The sequence below is a fragment of the Streptomyces sp. Root431 genome (genome assembly GCF_001426585.1).
In the GTDB taxonomy this organism is placed as follows: Bacteria; Actinomycetota; Actinomycetes; order Streptomycetales; family Streptomycetaceae; genus Streptomyces; species Streptomyces stackebrandtii.
Window position 1 is genome coordinate 623353 of sequence record NZ_LMEI01000013.1, and the last position, 16483, is coordinate 639835.

Below are 16483 nucleotides of genomic sequence, written 5' to 3' on the forward strand. Positions count from 1 at the left end.
CGGTACGGCTCCGAGGGTCGTCGCCCCGGCTCCGGGAGGCCCTCCCGGAGCCGTACCGCCACCCCCTCACCGACGTCGGACCGGCATATCGCCGGATCGCCGTTCTCAGACCGTGCGGTTCCGCGCGGCCAGCAGGCCCACGGCGAGGGACGCCGCGCAGACGCACAGGACGAGCGAGATCGGCAGGGTCCAGGAGCCGGTGGCCTGGTGCAGGGCGCCGGCGACCAGCGGGCCCGCCGCGGCGAGCAGATAGCCGACCGTCTGCGCCATCCCCGACAGCCTGGACGCGGTCACCGCGTCCCCCGAGCGCAGCACGATCAGGGTCAGCGCGAGGCCCAGCGCGCCCCCTTGGCCGACGCCGAGCAGCGCCGCCCAGAGCCAGGCGCCTTCGGCGGGCGCGATCAGCAGACCGGCGTAACCGGCCGCGACGAGCGTCGTGACCAGCACGATCAGCGGGCGCTGACTCCGCATCCGGCCCGCGAGCAGCGGCACCACGAAGGCGCCCACGATCTGGGTCAGGGTGTTGAAGGCGAAGATCATCCCGGCCGTGGAGCGGCTCATGCCGTGATCGGTGAAGATCGTCGGCATCCAGGCGATCAGGACGTACGACCAGAGCGACTGGCCGCCCATGAAAAGGGTCACCTGCCAGGCCAGCGGCGAGCGCCAGATGCTCACGGGGGGCTTGGCGCCGGCCGCCGGGACGGCCCGTACCGCATGCCCCGTGCGGCCCTTGGCGATCAGCACCTGCGGCAGCCAGGCGAGCGCCGCGACCCCGGCGAGCAGCGACCAGAAGCCCAGCGAGGCCTCCCAGCCGCCGCCGAGGGCCTCCTCCAGCGGCACCGAGGCGGCCGCCGCCACCGTCGCGCCCGCGATCAGCGCGCCCGTGTAGACCGAGGTCATCGCCGCGGCCCGGTCCGGGAAGTCCCGCTTGACGATCCCCGGCATCAGCACGTTGAGCAGGGCGATCGCCGTGCCGACGAGGATCCCGCCGCCGTACAGCGCGTACACAGAGGGCAGTACGCGCGCGAGGATGCCGACGCCGAGCAGGAGGAGAGCGGCGAACAGCACCCGCTCGGCGCCGAAGCGGCGCCCCAGCCACGGAGCGACCAGCGCGCCCACGCCCAGGAAGAGGACCGGGACCGAGGTGACGAGCGAGCTCGCCGTCGAGGACAGACCGAAGGCGGCGGAGACCTCGCCCACCAGGGGCGCCACGCTCGCCAGGGCGACCCGCATGTTCAGCGAGGCCAGCACGATCCCGACGAGGAGCACCGCCGGGTGCGCGAGCAGCGCGCGCCGGGCCGCCACCCCTTCGGCCGACGGCGGGACACCGGCCTCGGCGTCGACCAGGACGCGCGCGGGTGCCTCGGCGAGGGCCTCGTCGCCCGTACGTATCGGGCTCATCGGTTCTGCTCCGGCAGTGCCGCGATCGTCTCCAGCGGCACCCGCAGCAGCTCCCGCGCCTGGCGCTCCGCCGCCTCCGGGTCGCCCGCCTCGACCGCTTCCACCAGGGCCTCGTGGGCGTCGATGTCGACGGGCGGCATCTCCCGGTCGCCGAGCGCCTCCACCAGCACCTCGTGCACCTGCGTGGAGAAGAAGCGGTAGACCTCGACGAAGGCGGCGTTGTGCGTCGCGCCCACGACCGCGAGGTGGAAGGCGAGGTCCGCGTCCGCGTCCCGGTCGCCCTCCTCCCGCAGGGTGGTCAGCGCCGCCCGGAGCCGCAGCAGGTCGTGGGTGTCCCGGCGTACCGCCGCGAGCCGGGCGGCCTCCGCCTCCAGGGCGACCCGCAGTTCGAGCACGTCCGCCGCGCCCGCGTGGCGCACCCCGCGCAGGACGGCGGTCGGATCGGCGGTCGACCTGACGAACGTGCCGTTGCCCTGCCGGGACTCCAGGAGGCCGGCGTGGACGAGGACCCGGACCGCCTCGCGGACGGTGTTGCGGCCCACGCCTAGCTGTTGCGCGAGCTCGTGCTCGGTGGGGATGCGGTCGCCGACGGCCCACTCCCCGTCCGCGAGCTGCGCCCGGAGCTGTTCCACCGCGGAGTCCACCAACGAGGTCCGCCCCGCCGCCTTGAGTGCCATGCCGTTCCGACCTCTCCATTCGCCCGGTTGCCCAGTCATCCTACAACTGACCCTGCGGGGGACACCGGACTACTGTGGGGCCGTACGCGGACCGAACACCCTCACCACCCTCGGGAGTCAGTCATGTCAGACCGCTTCGACGTCGTCGTACTCGGAGCTGGCCCCGGCGGCTACGTCGCCGCCATCCGCGCCGCCCAGCTGGGCAAGCGGGTCGCGGTCGTCGAGGAGAAGTACTGGGGCGGTGTCTGCCTGAACGTCGGCTGCATCCCCACCAAGGCCCTGCTGCGCAACGCCGAACTCGCCCACATCTTCAACCACGAGGCCAAGACCTTCGGCATCAAGGTCGACGGCACCGTCACCTTCGACTACGGCGACGCCTTCCGCCGCAGCCGCTCGGTCGCGGACGGCCGCGTCAAGGGCGTCCACTTCCTCATGAAGAAGAACGGGATCACCGAGTTCAACGGCCGGGGCACCTTCCTCGACGCGAACACCCTCCAGGTGGCGAAGGCCGACGGCACCTCGGAGACGATCACCTTCGACAACTGCATCATCGCCACCGGCGCGACCCCGCGTCTGCTCCCGGGCACCGCCCTCAGCGACCGCGTCGTCTCGTACGAGCAGCAGATCCTCGCCGAGGACGCCCCGAAGTCGATCGTCATCGCCGGCGCCGGCGCGATCGGCATCGAGTTCGCGTACGTGCTGAACAACTACGGCACCAAGGTCACGATCGTCGAGTTCCTCGACCGGATCGCCCCGCTGGAGGACGAAGAGGTCTCCAAGGAGCTGGCGAAGCAGTACCGCAAGCTCGGCATCGACGTCCTGACCTCCACCCGGGTCGAGGCCATCGACGAGTCCGGCCCGCAGGTCCGCGTCACCGTCACCGGCAAGGACGGCGTCCAGAAGGTCCTGGAGGCCGACAAGGTCCTCCAGGCCATCGGCTTCGCCCCGAACGTCACCGGCTACGGCCTGGAGGCCACCGGTGTCGCGCTGACCGAGCGCGGCGCGATCGACGTCGACGGCCGCTGCCGCACCTCCGTGCCGCACATCTACGCCATCGGCGACGTCACCGCGAAGCTGATGCTCGCGCACACCGCCGAGGCCATGGGCGTCATCGCGGCCGAGACCATCGGGGACGCCGAGACGATGGAGCTCGACTACCCGATGATCCCGCGCGCGACCTACTGCCAGCCGCAGATCGCCAGCTTCGGCTGGACCGAGGCGCAGGCCCGCGAGAAGGGCTTCGACGTCAAGGTCGCCAAGTTCCCCTTCGTGGCGAACGGCAAGGCGCACGGTCTCGGCGACGCCACCGGCTTCGTCAAGATCATCGCCGACGGGACGCACGGCGAGATCATCGGCGCCCACCTCATCGGCCCCGACGTCACCGAGCTGCTGCCCGAGCTGACGCTGGCGCAGCAGTGGGACCTCACGGTCCACGAGGTCGCGCGGAACGTCCACGCGCACCCGACGCTGGGCGAGGCCGTGAAGGAAGCCATCCACGGCATTGCCGGACACATGATCAATTTCTGAGGATTCTCCCGGCCCGGGTGATAGGCACTGAAAGGTGCCGAACACAGAAACCCCGGGCAGCGACACCTCGCCGGGTGGCGAACCGTCCCGACCGATCAGGTCGTGGGTGCGTTCGTCACCCGGTACGCATGTCTGGCTGCTGGTCATCGCGATCACGAGCCTCGTCATCGCGCTGTCCCCGGCCGGCCTGGAGGCCTATCTCCTCCACCGCAACAGCAGCAATCTCCACCAGCTCGCCCACCACCCGGTACGAGCCCTGCTCGGCAGCGCGTTCTGGATCGAGGACCCGGCCGACCTGCTGCTGTACGCGGTCCTCTTCGAGCTCTTCCACGCCCCCGTGGAGCGCTGGATCGGCACCGCGAAGTGGCTCTTCACCGTGGCCACGGCGCACATCGCGGCGACCCTCGTCAGCCAGCAGGTCGTCCTGGACGCCATCCGCGATCACGACGTGCCGCGCAGCATGGCGCACGTCGTCGACATCGGGGTCAGCTACGGGCTCGCCGCCTCCGTGGGCATCCTGACCTACCGGCTGCCCCGCCCCTGGCGCTGGTTCTACCTCGCGGGAGCCGTCGCCTTCTTCCTCGTACCGCTCGTGGCCGGCCGCACGTACACCGACCTCGGGCACGCGATCTCCCTGGCGATCGGCCTCGCCTGCTATCCGCTGACCCGCGGAAAACCAGTCGCTCCCGAACAGGGGCACGGAGCACACTAGTTGTGCGGGGGAAACGGGGGATCTCCCGGAAGCGGCCGCTTCGAGCGCGCGGGCAGCGTCCGCGCGAGGCCGTGAACGACGAAGGCCCGCTCCTTTCGGGGAGCGGGCCTTCGTCGTCGGTTCAGTGAACTCAGGCAGAGAGCAGGCGCTCCAGGACGACGGCGATGCCGTCCTCCTCGTTCGACGAGGTCACCTCGCTCGCCACCGCCCGCAGTTCCTCGTGCGCGTTGCCCATCGCCACACCGTGTGCCGCCCAGGCGAACATCGGGATGTCGTTCGGCATGTCGCCGAAGGCGATCGTCTCCGCGGCCTTCACACCCAGTCGGCGCGCGGCCAGGGAGAGACCGGTCGCCTTGCTCAGGCCGAGCGGGAGGATCTCCACGATCCCCGGCCCGGCCATGACGACGTCCACGAGCCCGCCGACCGTCGCGCGCGCGATCCGCGTCAGCTCGTCGTCGCTCAGCGTCGGGTGCTGGAGGTAGAGCTTGGTCAGCGGCGCCGCCCACAGCTCGGCCGGGTCCTCGTACGGGACGTACGGGAGGGGCCCCTCCTGGACCTGGTAGCCGGGGCCCATCAGGACCTCGCCCTCCAGGCCGTCGCGGCTGGCTGCCAGCGCCAGCGGGCCGATCTCCGCCTCGATCTTGGAGAGTGCGAGCCCGGCGAGCTGCCGGTCCAGGGTCAGCGAGGTCAGCAGCCGGTGCTCACCGGCGTGGTAGACCTGCGCGCCCTGCCCGCACACCGCGATCCCCTCGTAGCCGAGGTCGTCGAGGATGTGCCGCGTCCAGGGCACCGCCCGGCCGGTGACGACGATGTGCGCGGCACCCGCCTCGGTCACGGCGGCGAGCGCTGCCCGCGTGCGATCGGAGACGGACTCGTCGGCGCGCAGCAGCGTGCCGTCGAGGTCCGTCGCCACCAGGCGGTAGGGGAAGGGGCTCACTTGGCGACCGGCTCCAGGACCTCGCGCCCGCCCAGGTACGGCCGCAGGACCTCGGGCACCCGCACCGAGCCGTCGGGCAGCTGGTGGTTCTCCAGGATCGCCACGATCGTGCGCGGTACGGCGCAGAGCGTGCCGTTCAGGGTGGCCAGCGGCTGCACGGTCTTCTTGCCACCCTGCTCGTCGCGCATGCGGACGGAGAGACGGCGGGCCTGGAAGCTGTTGCAGTTCGAGGCGGAGGTGAGCTCGCGGTACTTGCCCTGGGTCGGGATCCACGCCTCGCAGTCGAACTTGCGGGAGGCGGAGGCGCCGAGGTCACCGGTGGCGACGTCGATGACCTGGAACGGCAGCTCCAGACCGGTCAGCCACTGCTTCTCCCAGTCCAGGAGGCGCTTGTGCTCGTTCTCCGCGTCCTCGGGCGCGACGTACGAGAACATCTCGACCTTGTCGAACTGGTGGACGCGGAAGATGCCGCGGGTGTCCTTGCCGTACGTGCCGGCCTCACGGCGGAAGCAGGGCGAGAAGCCCGCGTACCGCAGGGGCAGCTTGTCGGCGTCGATGATCTCGTCCATGTGGTACGCGGCGAGCGGAACCTCGGAGGTGCCGACCAGGTAGAGGTCGTCGTTCTCCAGGTGGTACACGTTCTCCGCGGCCTGGCCGAGGAAGCCGGTGCCCTCCATGGCGCGCGGACGGACCAGCGCGGGGGTCAGCATCGGGACGAAGCCGGCCTCGGTGGCCTGCGCGATCGCCGCGTTGACCAGGGCGAGCTCCAGGAGGGCGCCCACGCCGGTCAGGTAGTAGAAGCGCGAGCCGGAGACCTTGGCGCCCCGCTCGACGTCGATGGCGCCGAGCGCCTCGCCCAGCTCCAGGTGGTCCTTGGGCTCGAAGCCCTCGGCCGCGAAGTCACGGATGGTGCCGTGCGTCTCAAGGACGACGAAGTCCTCCTCGCCGCCGACCGGGACGTCCGCGTGGACGATGTTCCCGAGCTGGAGCAGGAGCCGCTTGGCCGTCTCGTCGGCCTCGTTCTGCTCGGCCTCGGCGGCCTTGACGTCGGTCTTGAGCTGCTCCGCCTTCTGCAGGAGCTCGGCGCGCTCCTCGGGCGTGGCCCTGGGGATCAGCTTTCCGAGCGCCTTCTGCTCGGATCGGAGCTCGTCGAAGCGGACGCCGGACGACCTGCGCCGCTCATCGGCGGAGAGCAGGGCGTCGACGAGCGCGACGTCCTCTCCACGGGCGCGCTGGGAGGCGCGAACACGGTCGGGGTCCTCACGGAGCAGGCGAAGGTCAATCACCCCACCAGGCTACCGGTGCCCGCTTGCGCGCCCTCACCGGATAACGCCGCGCGTGTTGTTTTGCCCGAATTGCCGCTCAGGGGAAAGTGGACTGTGGGCCACCGCATTCACTTATCCACAGGCTGTGCGGAAGTTCTGTGGACTACGGGAGAGATCGCGGGGATTTCTCGTCGCCGACCTGGTAATTCCGTGATCAAACACCATTTGCCCACTCAATCGGGTGGGAATTGCTCGCTCCAAAGAGTTGATCCGGGGAAACGCGGTGACGGATGCGTCATCAGTGCGCTGTGGACGACCGGGGGGCGGCCAGGGAGTGGCTGGGGCGATTTGTCGACCATGTCGGATTGCGATGTCGACTTGTCCCCAGGCCGAGCGAGGGCCTGTGGATAACCTCTGTGGGTAACTGAAAAGTATGCAGGTAGGACTAGTTGTTCGTACCTGTGGACGACCGCTCCCGGCGGCGGGAGCGGTCGGTCAGTATCGGGTCAGGCCCGACCGTCCTGGGCCCTCGCCAGCCAGTCGGAGGCCGCCATGAACTCCACGTCCGAAGTCCCGCGCCGCAGCGCCGACACGTCCTCGACCGCGACGCCCGCCCGCGGGTACGAGCCGAGGAAGCGCACCTTGGGGCAGATCCGCTTGAGCCCCATCAGCGCCTCGCCCACCCGGCGGTCCGAGATATGGCCCTCGGCGTCCACGGCGAAGCAGTAGTTCCCGATCCCCGCTCCCGTGGGCCGGGACTGGATCAGCATCAGGTTCACCCCGCGCACCGCGAATTCCTGGAGCAGTTCGAGGAGGGCACCCGGATGATCGTCACCCAGCCACAGCACCACCGAGGTCTTGTCCGCGCCGGTCGGAGCCGCCGGGCGGGCCGGGCGGCCCACGAGCACGAACCGGGTCTCGGCGTTCTCCGCGTCGTGGATCTCGGTGACCAGCGGTTCCAGACCGTACGTCGCCGCAGCGAACTCACCGGCGAAGGCGGCGTCGAACCGGCCCTCCTGGACCAGTCGGGCCCCGTCGGCGTTGGAGGCGGCCGACTCCCACACGGCGTCGGGCAGATGCGCCCGCAGCCAGTTCCTGACCTGCGGCTGGGCCACCGGATGGCCCGTGACCGTCTTGATCTCCGAGAGCAGGGTCCCGGGCCGCACGAGCAGCGCGAAGGCGATCGGCAGCAGCACCTCGCGGTAGATCATCAGCGGCTCGCCGGAGGCCAGCTCGTCCAGGGTCGCGGTCACCCCGCCCTCGACCGAGTTCTCGATCGGTACGAGCGCGGCGGCGGCCTCCCCGTTCCGTACGGCGTCGAGCGCGGCCGGAACCGAGACCATCGGGACGAGCTCCCGGGTCGCGGCCTCGGGCAGCGTACGCAGCGCGGCCTCCGTGAAGGTGCCTTCGGGGCCGAGATACGTGAACCGGGTGGCGGACATACCGTCACCCTAATGGTCGCCGGGCGCGGGGGCGCCCGCTCGAACGGGGTGACGGGACGCGGTTACGCCTCCAGGAGCCGCTGGCCCACGTACTCGCCTTCGGCGGGGCCGCCCGGGACCGCGAAGAGGCCGCTCGACTCGTGCCGGATGAACGAGGACAGCGCGTCGCCCCGGTCGAGCTTGCGCTGCACCGGGACGAACCCCCGGAGCGGATCGGCCTGCCAGCAGACGAAGAGGAGCCCGGCGTCCGGCGTGCCGTCCGGACCGATCCCGTCGTGGAAGGAGAAGGGCCTGCGCAGCATCGCCGCCCCGCCGTTCTGTTCGGGGGCGGAGATCCGGGAGTGGGCGTTGTCCGGGATCACCAGCTTTCCGTCAGGCCCGAACTTGTTGAGGTCGAGCTCGGTGGTCTCGGTGCCGCCGGTGAGCGGGGCACCGTCGGACTTCCGGCGGCCGATCACCTTCTCCTGCCGGTCCAGCGGCAGCTTCTCCCAGTCGTCGAGCAGCATCCGGATCCGCCGCACCACCGCGTACGAACCGCCGGCCATCCACTCCTGGGCGCCGGTGGCCCCGGCGGGGACGAAGATCCGCCGGTCGAAGTCGGGGTCCGTGGGCTTCGGGTTGCCCGTGCCGTCGACCTGGCCCATGAGGTTGCGCGCGGTCATGGGCTTCGCGGTGGCACCGGCCGAGCGGTTGAAGCCGTTCATCTGCCAGCGCACCCGGGCCGCGTCGCCCGCGTCCTTCTGCAGGGCGCGCAGCGCGTGGAAGGCGACGAGGGCGTCGTCGGCACCGATCTGCACCCACAGATCGCCCTCGGACCGCCGGGGGTCGAGCGCGTCGGAGGAGAAGGCGGGCAGCGGGTCGAGCCCGGTGGGGCGGCGCGCGGCCAGGCCGGTGCGATCGAAGAAGGTCCGGCCGAAGCCGAACGTGACCGTGAGGGAGGAGGGCCCGGCGTCGAGCGCGATGCCCGTGTCCCCGGCCGGGGCCTTGCCCGCCATCAGCGCCTTCGCCGTGGCCGACCAGCGGCGCAGCAGGGCGGCGGCCTCCTTGCGACCGGCGCCCGGGGCGAGGTCGAAGGCGATCAGATGACCGCGGGACTGGAGAGGGGTGGTGATACCGGCCTGATGTTTCCCGTGAAACATCACCTCGGTCGCGCCGACGGAGGTCAGCGACTGCGGGCCGGCGGCACCGGTGGTGGTGTCGTCGTGCGACACCGCCCCGGAGATCCCGACGCCGCCGGCCGCGCCGATGACGAGTCCGGCCGCGCCCGCCGCTCCGACGGTGCCGAGCAGGCGCCGCCGGGAGATGTCGACGTGGCCGCTGTCGGCGCTGCCGTTGCTGTCGCTGTTGCCGCTGTTGTGGCTCTCGGTCACGAGGGTCAGCCGATCTTCACGTTCTTGTCGATGGTGGTCTGGTCGATGTCGGAGGTGCGGACGGTCACCTGGATCTTCCACTCGCCCGCCATCGGGATCTGGACGCCGCTCGCGCTCCAGTGTCCGGTCTGGATGCGGTCGGGGGCGACGGGCAGGGGGCCGACGTCCTTCGCCTCCAGGGTGAGGGCGACCTTGACCTCGGGGACGTCCAGCGGCTTGCCGTTGGGGCGCTCGACGAAGAGGTGGAGCGCGTTGGCGCCGGTGCGGCCGGGGTCGAGGCTGAGACGGACGACGCCCTTGCCGTCGACGCCGCCGGTGTCGAAGGGCAGCCGGATGTCGACGGGACGGTCGGGCACGGCGGCCGAACCGGCGGCGGAGCCGGCACGGCCGGCCTCCTCCTCGGTGCGGCCGGGCTCGGTGGAGGTGAGGACGGTGGTCACGGCGAGGAGGACGATGGCGACGGCGGCTTCGGTCAGCACCGAGCGGCGCAGACCGGCCCGCTCGGGGTCGGCGTCCCGCTCCCGCTTGCGGCGGGCGGTGGCGACGGCGGCGCGCTGCCGGGCGAGCTGAGCGGCCCGCTCGGGGTCGGGGGCGGACTCGGAAGCGGACGCGGACGCGGGCTCCGAGGCGGCGTCGACGAGGGCCTCGTCCGCCTCCCCGTCCTCATCCGCCTCCGCCTCGGTCGGCTCCTCGGTGGACGTGGGGTCGGCGAGGCGCTGGGTCCAGCGGCGCGATACCCAGGCGATGCCGAGGAGCACGGCCATCAGGCCGATCTTGACCAGCAGCAGCTGCCCGTAGCGGGTGTCGGTCAGCGCGGACCAGGAGCCGACCTGGCGCCAGGACTGGTAGAGCCCGGTGGCCGCGAGGACGAGCACGGAGCCGAAGGCGACCTTCGAGAAGCGTTCCACCGCCGAGCGTTCGACGGAGGGCGCACGGTAGAGGGCGACGAGCAGCACCGTGAGGCCGCCGAGCCAGGCGGCGACGGCCAGCAGGTGCAGGATGTCGACCGGCATGGCGATGCCGGGCTGGATGCCGGTCGAGGCGTGCTCGGCCAGGGCCCAGGTGCCGGCGATGCCGGCGGCGACGACGGTGCCGCCGAGGCCGAGGCCGAAGGCGAGGTCCTTCCTCTCCTTCGGGTCGGTGCGGCGGGCGTAGGAACCGAAGAGGACCGCGACGAAGAGCGCCGCGGCACCGAGCAGCAGCAGACGGGAGGTGAGCGCGGCCCCGGTCTTGGTCTCCAGGACGGACTTCAGGCCCGCCAGGTCGAAGGCGTCGGCGAGCTCGCCGGAGCCGGTGTAGGGGCTACGGAGCAGGAGCATCGCCAGCGTGGCGACCGTGAGGGTCAGCCATGCCCGGACCACGGTGCGCTGGACCGGGCGGACGCTCGCTCCGCGCGGCCAGCAGGCCAGGACGAAGGCGCCGCCGCCGACGAGGACGGCGAAGGCGGCGTACGAGACGTAGCGCGCGATGCCGTAGAGGGCGCCGACGATTCCACCGCCGGCGTTCTGCTCGGGCAGCGCGACGGAGGTCTTGGAGGGGGCCCCGATGGAGAAGGTGAAGGCGCCGGCGATCGGGTGGCTGTCGGCGGAGACGGTCTGCCAGGCCACGGTGTACGTGCCATCGGGCAGTCCGGCGCGGAGCCCGACTCCGTACCGGACGATGGAGCCGCTGCACAGGTCGCGTATCTCGCCGGTGTCGGCCCGCCGTCCCGCCGGGTCGAGGACCCGGATCGAGTCGGCGCTCATGGCGACCTGCTCGGAGAAGGTCAGGTTGACCTCCTTGGGAGCGGTGGCGACCACCGCCCCGTCCCTCGGGTCGCTTCCGGTGAGCGCCGCGTGCGCGGAGGCGGGGGCGGCGCCTGCCAGCAGCGTGCCGAGCAGCGCGGCCGCCAGGATCAGCAGCCGGGCCACGGCGGTACCGAGGCGCGGGGCGGTGGTGGTTGTCATCTCTGTGTCACTCCGTCAACGAGCTCAGTGCTGCTGCGGGTTGTGGTTGGCGGCCTCGACGGGAACCTCGACCTTGATGGGGTCGGACTTCTCGAAGTGGAGCTCGATGCTGACCTTCTCACCCTGCTTGGGCTTCTTCTTCAGCTCCATGAACATGATGTGGTTGCCACCGCGTTCGAGCTTCAGCTCCCCGTTGGCGGGGATGTCGAAGGACTTCACCTCCACCATCTTCTGGTTCTTCGTCTCGTGGATCGTGACGTCGTCCGAGAGGGAGCTGGTGACGGAAGTGAGCTTGTCCGCCGCGCCGCCGTCGTTGGTGACGGTGAGGAAGCCGCCGGCCATGTCCATCACCGGCTGCGGCATGAACGCGCCGCTGACCTTCAGCTCGGGCTTGTCACTGTCGGACGAGCACCCGGTCAGCGCGAGCGAGGCGGCGAGGGCCACGGCGGCGGACAGGGCGGTGGTGCGGCGGTTCACGGGTTCTCCCCCTTGATGAGCTTCGGCAGGTCCTTGGTGTAGTCCTCGACGGTCGTGTCCTCGCCGTACAGGACGTAGCCCTGGTCGGTGGTGGGCGAGAAGGCGATCACCTGGGCGCCGTGCATGGAGACGACGTTGCCGTTCTCCTTCTTCGGCGGGTCGATGCCGATGCCGATCGAGCGGGCCCCCGCCTGGATGGTGGAGAACTCGCCGGTGAGACCGGTGAAGGAGGGGTCGCCCGCGGCGGGCAGCCACTTGGCGAGCTCGGCGGAGGTGTCCCGCTCGGGGTCGGTGGTGACGAAGACGACCTGGAGCCTGTCCTGGTCGGCCTTGGGGAGCTGCTTCTTGGCGATGGCGATGTTGCTCATCGTCATGGGGCAGACGTCGGGGCAGTGCGTGTAGCCGAAGTAGATGAGCGTCGGCTTGCCCTTGGTCCGCTCGCGCAGGTCGTACTTCTCGCCCTTGGTGTCGGTGAGGACGAGCGAGGGCTTGGTGAACGGCCGGTCGAGGACGGTGGCGGCCTTGGTGGAGTCGCTGCCGCCGGAGACCTCGGCGATGGAGCTGGAGCCCGTGCCGGAGGGCTTGTCTTCGTTGCCGCCGAGGACGGCGGCTGTGATGCCCAGGGCGGCCACGATCGCGACCGCGGCGACGATCAGCGGGGTGCGCCGCCCGGGCCGGGCGGCGGCACTCTCGAAATCAGGGGTGGGTGTCTTCTCTGCGGACATGCTTCTTTCCGAACTCGTCGGGTGAGAGAGGTCTGGCTCCGGGGCCGTCAGGCCGAGCGGCGGCGGCCGGCGAGGACGCCGAAGGCGACACCGGCGATGCCGACGAGGATGCCGATGACGCCGAGGATCCGGGCCGTGGTGTCGGAGGACGAGGAAGAGGCGGTGGCCGCCTTCTCCTCGTGGGCGCCGGCCTTGTCGTCGTGCCCGGCCTTCGCGTCCTCGGAGGCCGAGGCGGAGGGCGCGGTGGTGGCGGTGGCGCCGCCGCCGTGGTGGTCACCGCTCGCGGCGGAGAGCTTCAGGACGGGAGCCGGGTTCTGCGGCTCGTCCGCGCCCTCCTTCGGCTCCTCGATCCAGCGCACGATCTCCTTGTTGTCGTACGTCTGGATGGCCTTGAGCACGAGCTGGTCCGTGTCCTCGGGCAGCTGGCCGAGGGAGAGCGGGAACTGCTGGAACTGGCCGGGGCCGATCTTCGAGCCGTCGGCGGTCCAGGTGACCTTGGAGACGGCCTCGTTGATCTTCTTGCCGTGCAGCTCCAGGGGCTTGCTGAGCTTGCTCTTCGTCACCTCGGCCTTCCAGCCGGGGATGGGCTGCGGCATGACGGAGGCCAGCGGGTGGTCGAGCGGGAAGTTGACCTCCAGCTTCACGGTGGAGGCGTTGTCGCGCTCGTTCGGGACCTTGATGTTGACGGTCGCGTAGCCGCCCTTGGCGGCCTCGCCCTGCGGCTGCACGCTGACGTGCGCGAAGGCCGTGCCGGACAGCAGCACGACGGAGGAGAGCGCGATGCCACCGGCGAGGGCGACACGCGTGGCGGAGACGCGGGAGGAGGCGGAACGACGGGAGACGTTCATGGCAGAAGACACTCCGGCTCGGAGGAGGACGACGGGGATCCGGCGCGCCGAGGGGCGGAACCCCTGCTCAGGCGTGCGGACGTACGCGGCCCACTCCTGATGAGCGGTCCGCGTCAGGCTGCGAGGACGCAGTCGGCGGCCGGAGGGCCGCGCCTGATCACCGTGTTCTCGAGCGCCTCGAAGACCGGAGGCGGCGAGGAGTCGAAGGCCGTACGGGTGGGCCGCCGCGATTCCGCGTGCGGGGCCGCGGGCAGTCCGGCGAGCAGGCTCCGTACGAGGCGGAGCGCGGCCCGCAGCGAGCGCACGAGGGTGCACTCGGCGAGCTCCGTCGCGCCCTGCTCGGAGAGCTGGACGAGCCGGACCAGGGCCCGGTCGCCGCGGCGCAGCAGCCAGCCCGCCGCGAGGGCGGCGAGCAGGTGGCCGAGGAGCATGGGAAGGCCGGGCAGGAGCCCGTCGGACGGGGCCGCCACGTGCCCCATGTGGCCGTGGGCGGTGGCCGGGGCGAGCCCGGCGTCGCCGACGATCCTGGCGGCGTCGGCGGGGCTGATGGCCCCGGTGCCCGCTCCGCAGACCAGCTTGGCGGCCAGCCGCACGAGGGCCTCGTCGGCCGTGGGGCTCAGCGCGAGAGGGCGCTGTCCCAGGGTGAAGAGGGTGTGCAGGCCGAGCTGCCCGCCCGCGAGGGCGCCCACGACGAAGGCGAGCGAACGCTCGCGCCCGGCGAGGAGGACGGTGATCCCGAAGACGCCGAGGAAGCCGGCGAGGAGGGTCCACAGGGCGATGCCCGCACAGGCGGCGAGGGCGTGTCCCAGCGCGGACAGCACGACGCAGACCGCGGTGAACACCGCGGCCCTCAGCAGCCGTGGAGCGAGCGCGGGGGCAGTCATGGCGGGCCCATCATCGCACCAGGCACAGGGCCGCCATGAGGCAGGTCCGTAAGGTCGTTCTTGGGCGTCTTCGGGGTGACATACACCGGCGTACCGGCGCGGTGCATCCGCCGAACGAGCGCTCTTGTCGCCTTCGGGGGCTTACGAAGGGTTCCGTCCGGCAATAGGTATCGGTATGTCGAGCCGCTGCCGGGAGGCTGGAGCATGAGCATCTGGTGGTCACTCCATCTGCGGCGCGAGGCCGCGAGCGTGCCGCTGGCCCGCCGGCTTCTGCTGGGCACGATGGAGACGGCGGGGGTCGATCCCGACGTGTCGTACGACCTGTCGGTCGCGCTGACGGAGGCCTGCGCGAACGCGGTCGAGCACGGCGGTGACGGCGACGCCGGCGGGACGGGCAGGGCGTACCGGGTGACGGCGTACCTGGACGGCGAGACCTGCCGCATCGAGGTGGCGGACTCGGGCCCGGGCTTCCCCGGCGCGGGCCCAGGCCTCCCCGGTGCCGAGACGGCGTCGGCGCCGACGGCCCCCTCGGACGACGCCGAGCACGGCCGGGGGCTGCGCCTGATCGAGGAGCTCGCCGACCACGTGCAGTTCGGCAACCGCTCGGGCAGGGGCGGCGCGGTCGTCAGCTTCGACAAGATCCTGAAGTGGAAGGACGGCCCGTCCCTCCTGATGGTCTGAGCCCGGGAGAGACGGGCGCGTACGGGGAAGGGCCCCCGCCGGTCGGTCGGCGGGGGCCCTTCGTCTCCAACGTACGCGCGAATTCGTCCGCGCGAAGGCGGAGCTCGGCTGTTCGGATCAGCCCTTGAGGCCGGCCATCCACGCCTCGACCTCTTCGGAGCGGCGCGGCAGCGCGTCCGAGAGGTTCACGTTGCCGTCCTCGGTGACGAGGATGTCGTCCTCGATCCGGACGCCGATGCCGCGGTACTCCTCCGGCACGGTCAGGTCGTCGGCCTGGAAGTACAGACCCGGCTCGACGGTCAGGCACATGCCCGGCGCGAGGGTCGTGTCGACGTACGCCTCGGTGCGCGCGGCGGCGCAGTCGTGGACGTCCATGCCGAGCATGTGACCGGTGCCGTGCAGGGTCCAGCGGCGCTGGAGGCCGAGCTCCAGGACGCGCTCGACCGGGCCCTCGACGAGGCCCCACTCGACGAGCTTCTCGGCGAGGACGCGCTGGGCGGCGTCGTGGAAGTCGCGGTAGGCGGCGCCGGGCTTCACCGCGGCGATGCCGGCCTCCTGCGCCTCGTACACGGCGTCGTAGATCTTGCGCTGGAGGTCGGTGTACCGGCCGTTGATCGGCAGGGTGCGGGTGATGTCCGCGGTGTAGAGCTCGTTGGTCTCGACGCCGGCGTCGAGCAGCAGCAGGTCGCCGGAGCGGACGTCGCCGTCGTTGCGCACCCAGTGGAGGGTGGTGGCGTGCGGGCCGGCGGCGCAGATGGAGCCGTAGCCGATGTCGTTGCCCTCGACGCGGGCGCGCAGGAAGAACGTGCCCTCGATGTAGCGCTCGCTGGTGGCCTCGGCCTTGTCGAGGACCTTCACGACGTCCTCGAAGCCGCGGGCGGTGGCGTCGCAGGCCTTCTTCAGCTCGGCGACCTCGAAGTCGTCCTTGATGAGGCGGGCCTCGGAGAGGTAGACGCGCAGTTCCTCGTCGCGCTCGGCGGTGACCTTGTCGGTCAGGGCCGTCTCGATGCCGGCGTCGTGGCCGCGGACGGCGCGGACGGGGCCGGTGGCCTCCTTCAGCTGCGCGGCCAGCTCGCGGACGTCCTTCGCGGGGACGCCGAGGAGCTGCTCGGCCTCGGTGAGGGAGTGGCGGCGGCCGACCCACAGCTCGCCCTGGCCGTCGAGCCAGAACTCGCCGTTCTCGCGGTCGGAGCGCGGCAGCAGGTAGATCGTGGCCTGGTGGCCGTTCTTCCCCGGCTCCAGGACGAGGACGCCGTCCTGCGTCTGGTCGCCGGTGAGGTACGCGTACTCGGTCGAGGCGCGGAAGCTGTACTCGGTGTCGTTCGACCGGGTCTTCAGGTTCCCGGCGGGGATCACCAGGCGCTCGCCCGGGAAGCGGGCGGACAGCGCGGCGCGGCGCGCGGCCGTCTTCTCGGCCTGCGCGATGGGCGCCAGGTCGCGCAGCTCGGTGTCGGCCCAGCCGGACTTCATGTTCTCGGCGAGCTCGTCGGACACGCCCGGGTACAGGCCGTTCTTCCGCTGCTTGATCGCCTGCTCTTCGGTCGTCTCTTCCGGGGTCTCCGGCGTGAGCTCCTCGGCCACGGGTCTGCCT

The 16483-nt window shown here is 71.5% G+C and carries 15 protein-coding genes; 3 read left to right on the forward strand and 12 right to left on the reverse strand.

Translation table 11 applies throughout. From position 1 onward, the window contains the following. Positions 1 to 105 precede the first annotated feature (105 nt). Positions 106 to 1401 carry an MFS transporter gene (locus ASC82_RS28275; RefSeq protein ID WP_056653813.1) on the reverse strand — a complete coding sequence of 432 codons (1296 nt, stop codon included), beginning with the start codon at positions 1399 to 1401 and terminating at the stop codon, positions 106 to 108. Next, complete coding sequence (locus ASC82_RS28280) at positions 1398 to 2078, reverse strand: FCD domain-containing protein (RefSeq protein WP_056653816.1); 681 nt, start codon at positions 2076 to 2078, stop codon at positions 1398 to 1400. The genes ASC82_RS28275 and ASC82_RS28280 overlap by 4 nt, the downstream gene beginning before the upstream one ends. 123 nt (positions 2079 to 2201) lie before the next feature. Between ASC82_RS28280 and lpdA the strand changes: the two genes are divergently transcribed. Further along, positions 2202 to 3605 (forward strand): dihydrolipoyl dehydrogenase, encoded by a 1404-nt coding sequence (gene lpdA / locus ASC82_RS28285; RefSeq protein WP_056653822.1) that lies wholly within the window; start codon positions 2202 to 2204, stop codon positions 3603 to 3605. A gap of 94 nt (positions 3606 to 3699) precedes the next feature. Then, complete coding sequence (locus tag ASC82_RS28290) at positions 3700 to 4317, forward strand: rhomboid-like protein (protein ID WP_242427822.1); 618 nt, start codon at positions 3700 to 3702, stop codon at positions 4315 to 4317. A 130-nt stretch (positions 4318 to 4447) separates the two neighbouring features. Here ASC82_RS28290 and ASC82_RS28295 read toward each other — a convergent pair whose 3' ends face one another. The 9 genes from ASC82_RS28295 to ASC82_RS28335 form a co-directional block, all read right to left on the reverse strand. Continuing rightward, the gene (locus ASC82_RS28295) at positions 4448 to 5254 is read right to left on the reverse strand and encodes an HAD family hydrolase (RefSeq protein WP_056653829.1); all 807 of its coding nucleotides are present in this window, start codon (positions 5252 to 5254) and stop codon (positions 4448 to 4450) included. Then, complete coding sequence (gene serS / locus ASC82_RS28300; RefSeq protein WP_056653833.1) at positions 5251 to 6540, reverse strand: serine--tRNA ligase; 1290 nt, start codon at positions 6538 to 6540, stop codon at positions 5251 to 5253. Before serS ends, ASC82_RS28295 begins: the two co-directional genes overlap by 4 nt. Positions 6541 to 7025: 485 nt before the next feature. Continuing rightward, positions 7026 to 7961: a prephenate dehydratase gene (gene pheA, locus ASC82_RS28305; RefSeq protein WP_056653836.1), complete on the reverse strand. Its 936-nt coding sequence runs from the start codon at positions 7959 to 7961 to the stop codon at positions 7026 to 7028. 62 nt (positions 7962 to 8023) lie between these two features. Next, positions 8024 to 9265 carry an iron uptake transporter deferrochelatase/peroxidase subunit gene (efeB, locus tag ASC82_RS28310; RefSeq protein WP_107106005.1) on the reverse strand — a complete coding sequence of 414 codons (1242 nt, stop codon included), beginning with the start codon at positions 9263 to 9265 and terminating at the stop codon, positions 8024 to 8026. A 71-nt stretch (positions 9266 to 9336) separates the two neighbouring features. After that, a complete protein-coding gene (locus ASC82_RS28315) occupies positions 9337 to 11277 on the reverse strand; it encodes a copper resistance protein CopC (RefSeq protein ID WP_056653842.1) in 1941 nt (646 codons plus the stop codon). Between the two features lie 24 nt (positions 11278 to 11301). Beyond that, complete coding sequence (locus ASC82_RS28320; protein ID WP_056653845.1) at positions 11302 to 11754, reverse strand: copper chaperone PCu(A)C; 453 nt, start codon at positions 11752 to 11754, stop codon at positions 11302 to 11304. Continuing rightward, the gene (locus ASC82_RS28325; protein WP_079039527.1) at positions 11751 to 12479 is read right to left on the reverse strand and encodes an SCO family protein; all 729 of its coding nucleotides are present in this window, start codon (positions 12477 to 12479) and stop codon (positions 11751 to 11753) included. Before ASC82_RS28325 ends, ASC82_RS28320 begins: the two co-directional genes overlap by 4 nt. Positions 12480 to 12526: 47 nt before the next feature. Beyond that, positions 12527 to 13327 carry a YcnI family protein gene (locus ASC82_RS28330; RefSeq protein WP_056653847.1) on the reverse strand — a complete coding sequence of 267 codons (801 nt, stop codon included), beginning with the start codon at positions 13325 to 13327 and terminating at the stop codon, positions 12527 to 12529. 113 nt (positions 13328 to 13440) lie between these two features. Continuing rightward, positions 13441 to 14211: a hypothetical protein gene (locus ASC82_RS28335; protein WP_056653849.1), complete on the reverse strand. Its 771-nt coding sequence runs from the start codon at positions 14209 to 14211 to the stop codon at positions 13441 to 13443. Between the two features lie 204 nt (positions 14212 to 14415). Between ASC82_RS28335 and ASC82_RS28340 the strand changes: the two genes are divergently transcribed. Then, a complete protein-coding gene (locus tag ASC82_RS28340; protein WP_056653852.1) occupies positions 14416 to 14892 on the forward strand; it encodes an ATP-binding protein in 477 nt (158 codons plus the stop codon). 117 nt (positions 14893 to 15009) lie between these two features. Here the strand turns inward: ASC82_RS28340 and ASC82_RS28345 are convergent, their stop codons facing one another. Then, positions 15010 to 16473: an aminopeptidase P family protein gene (locus tag ASC82_RS28345; protein ID WP_056653854.1), complete on the reverse strand. Its 1464-nt coding sequence runs from the start codon at positions 16471 to 16473 to the stop codon at positions 15010 to 15012. Between the last annotated feature and the right edge of the window lie 10 nt (positions 16474 to 16483).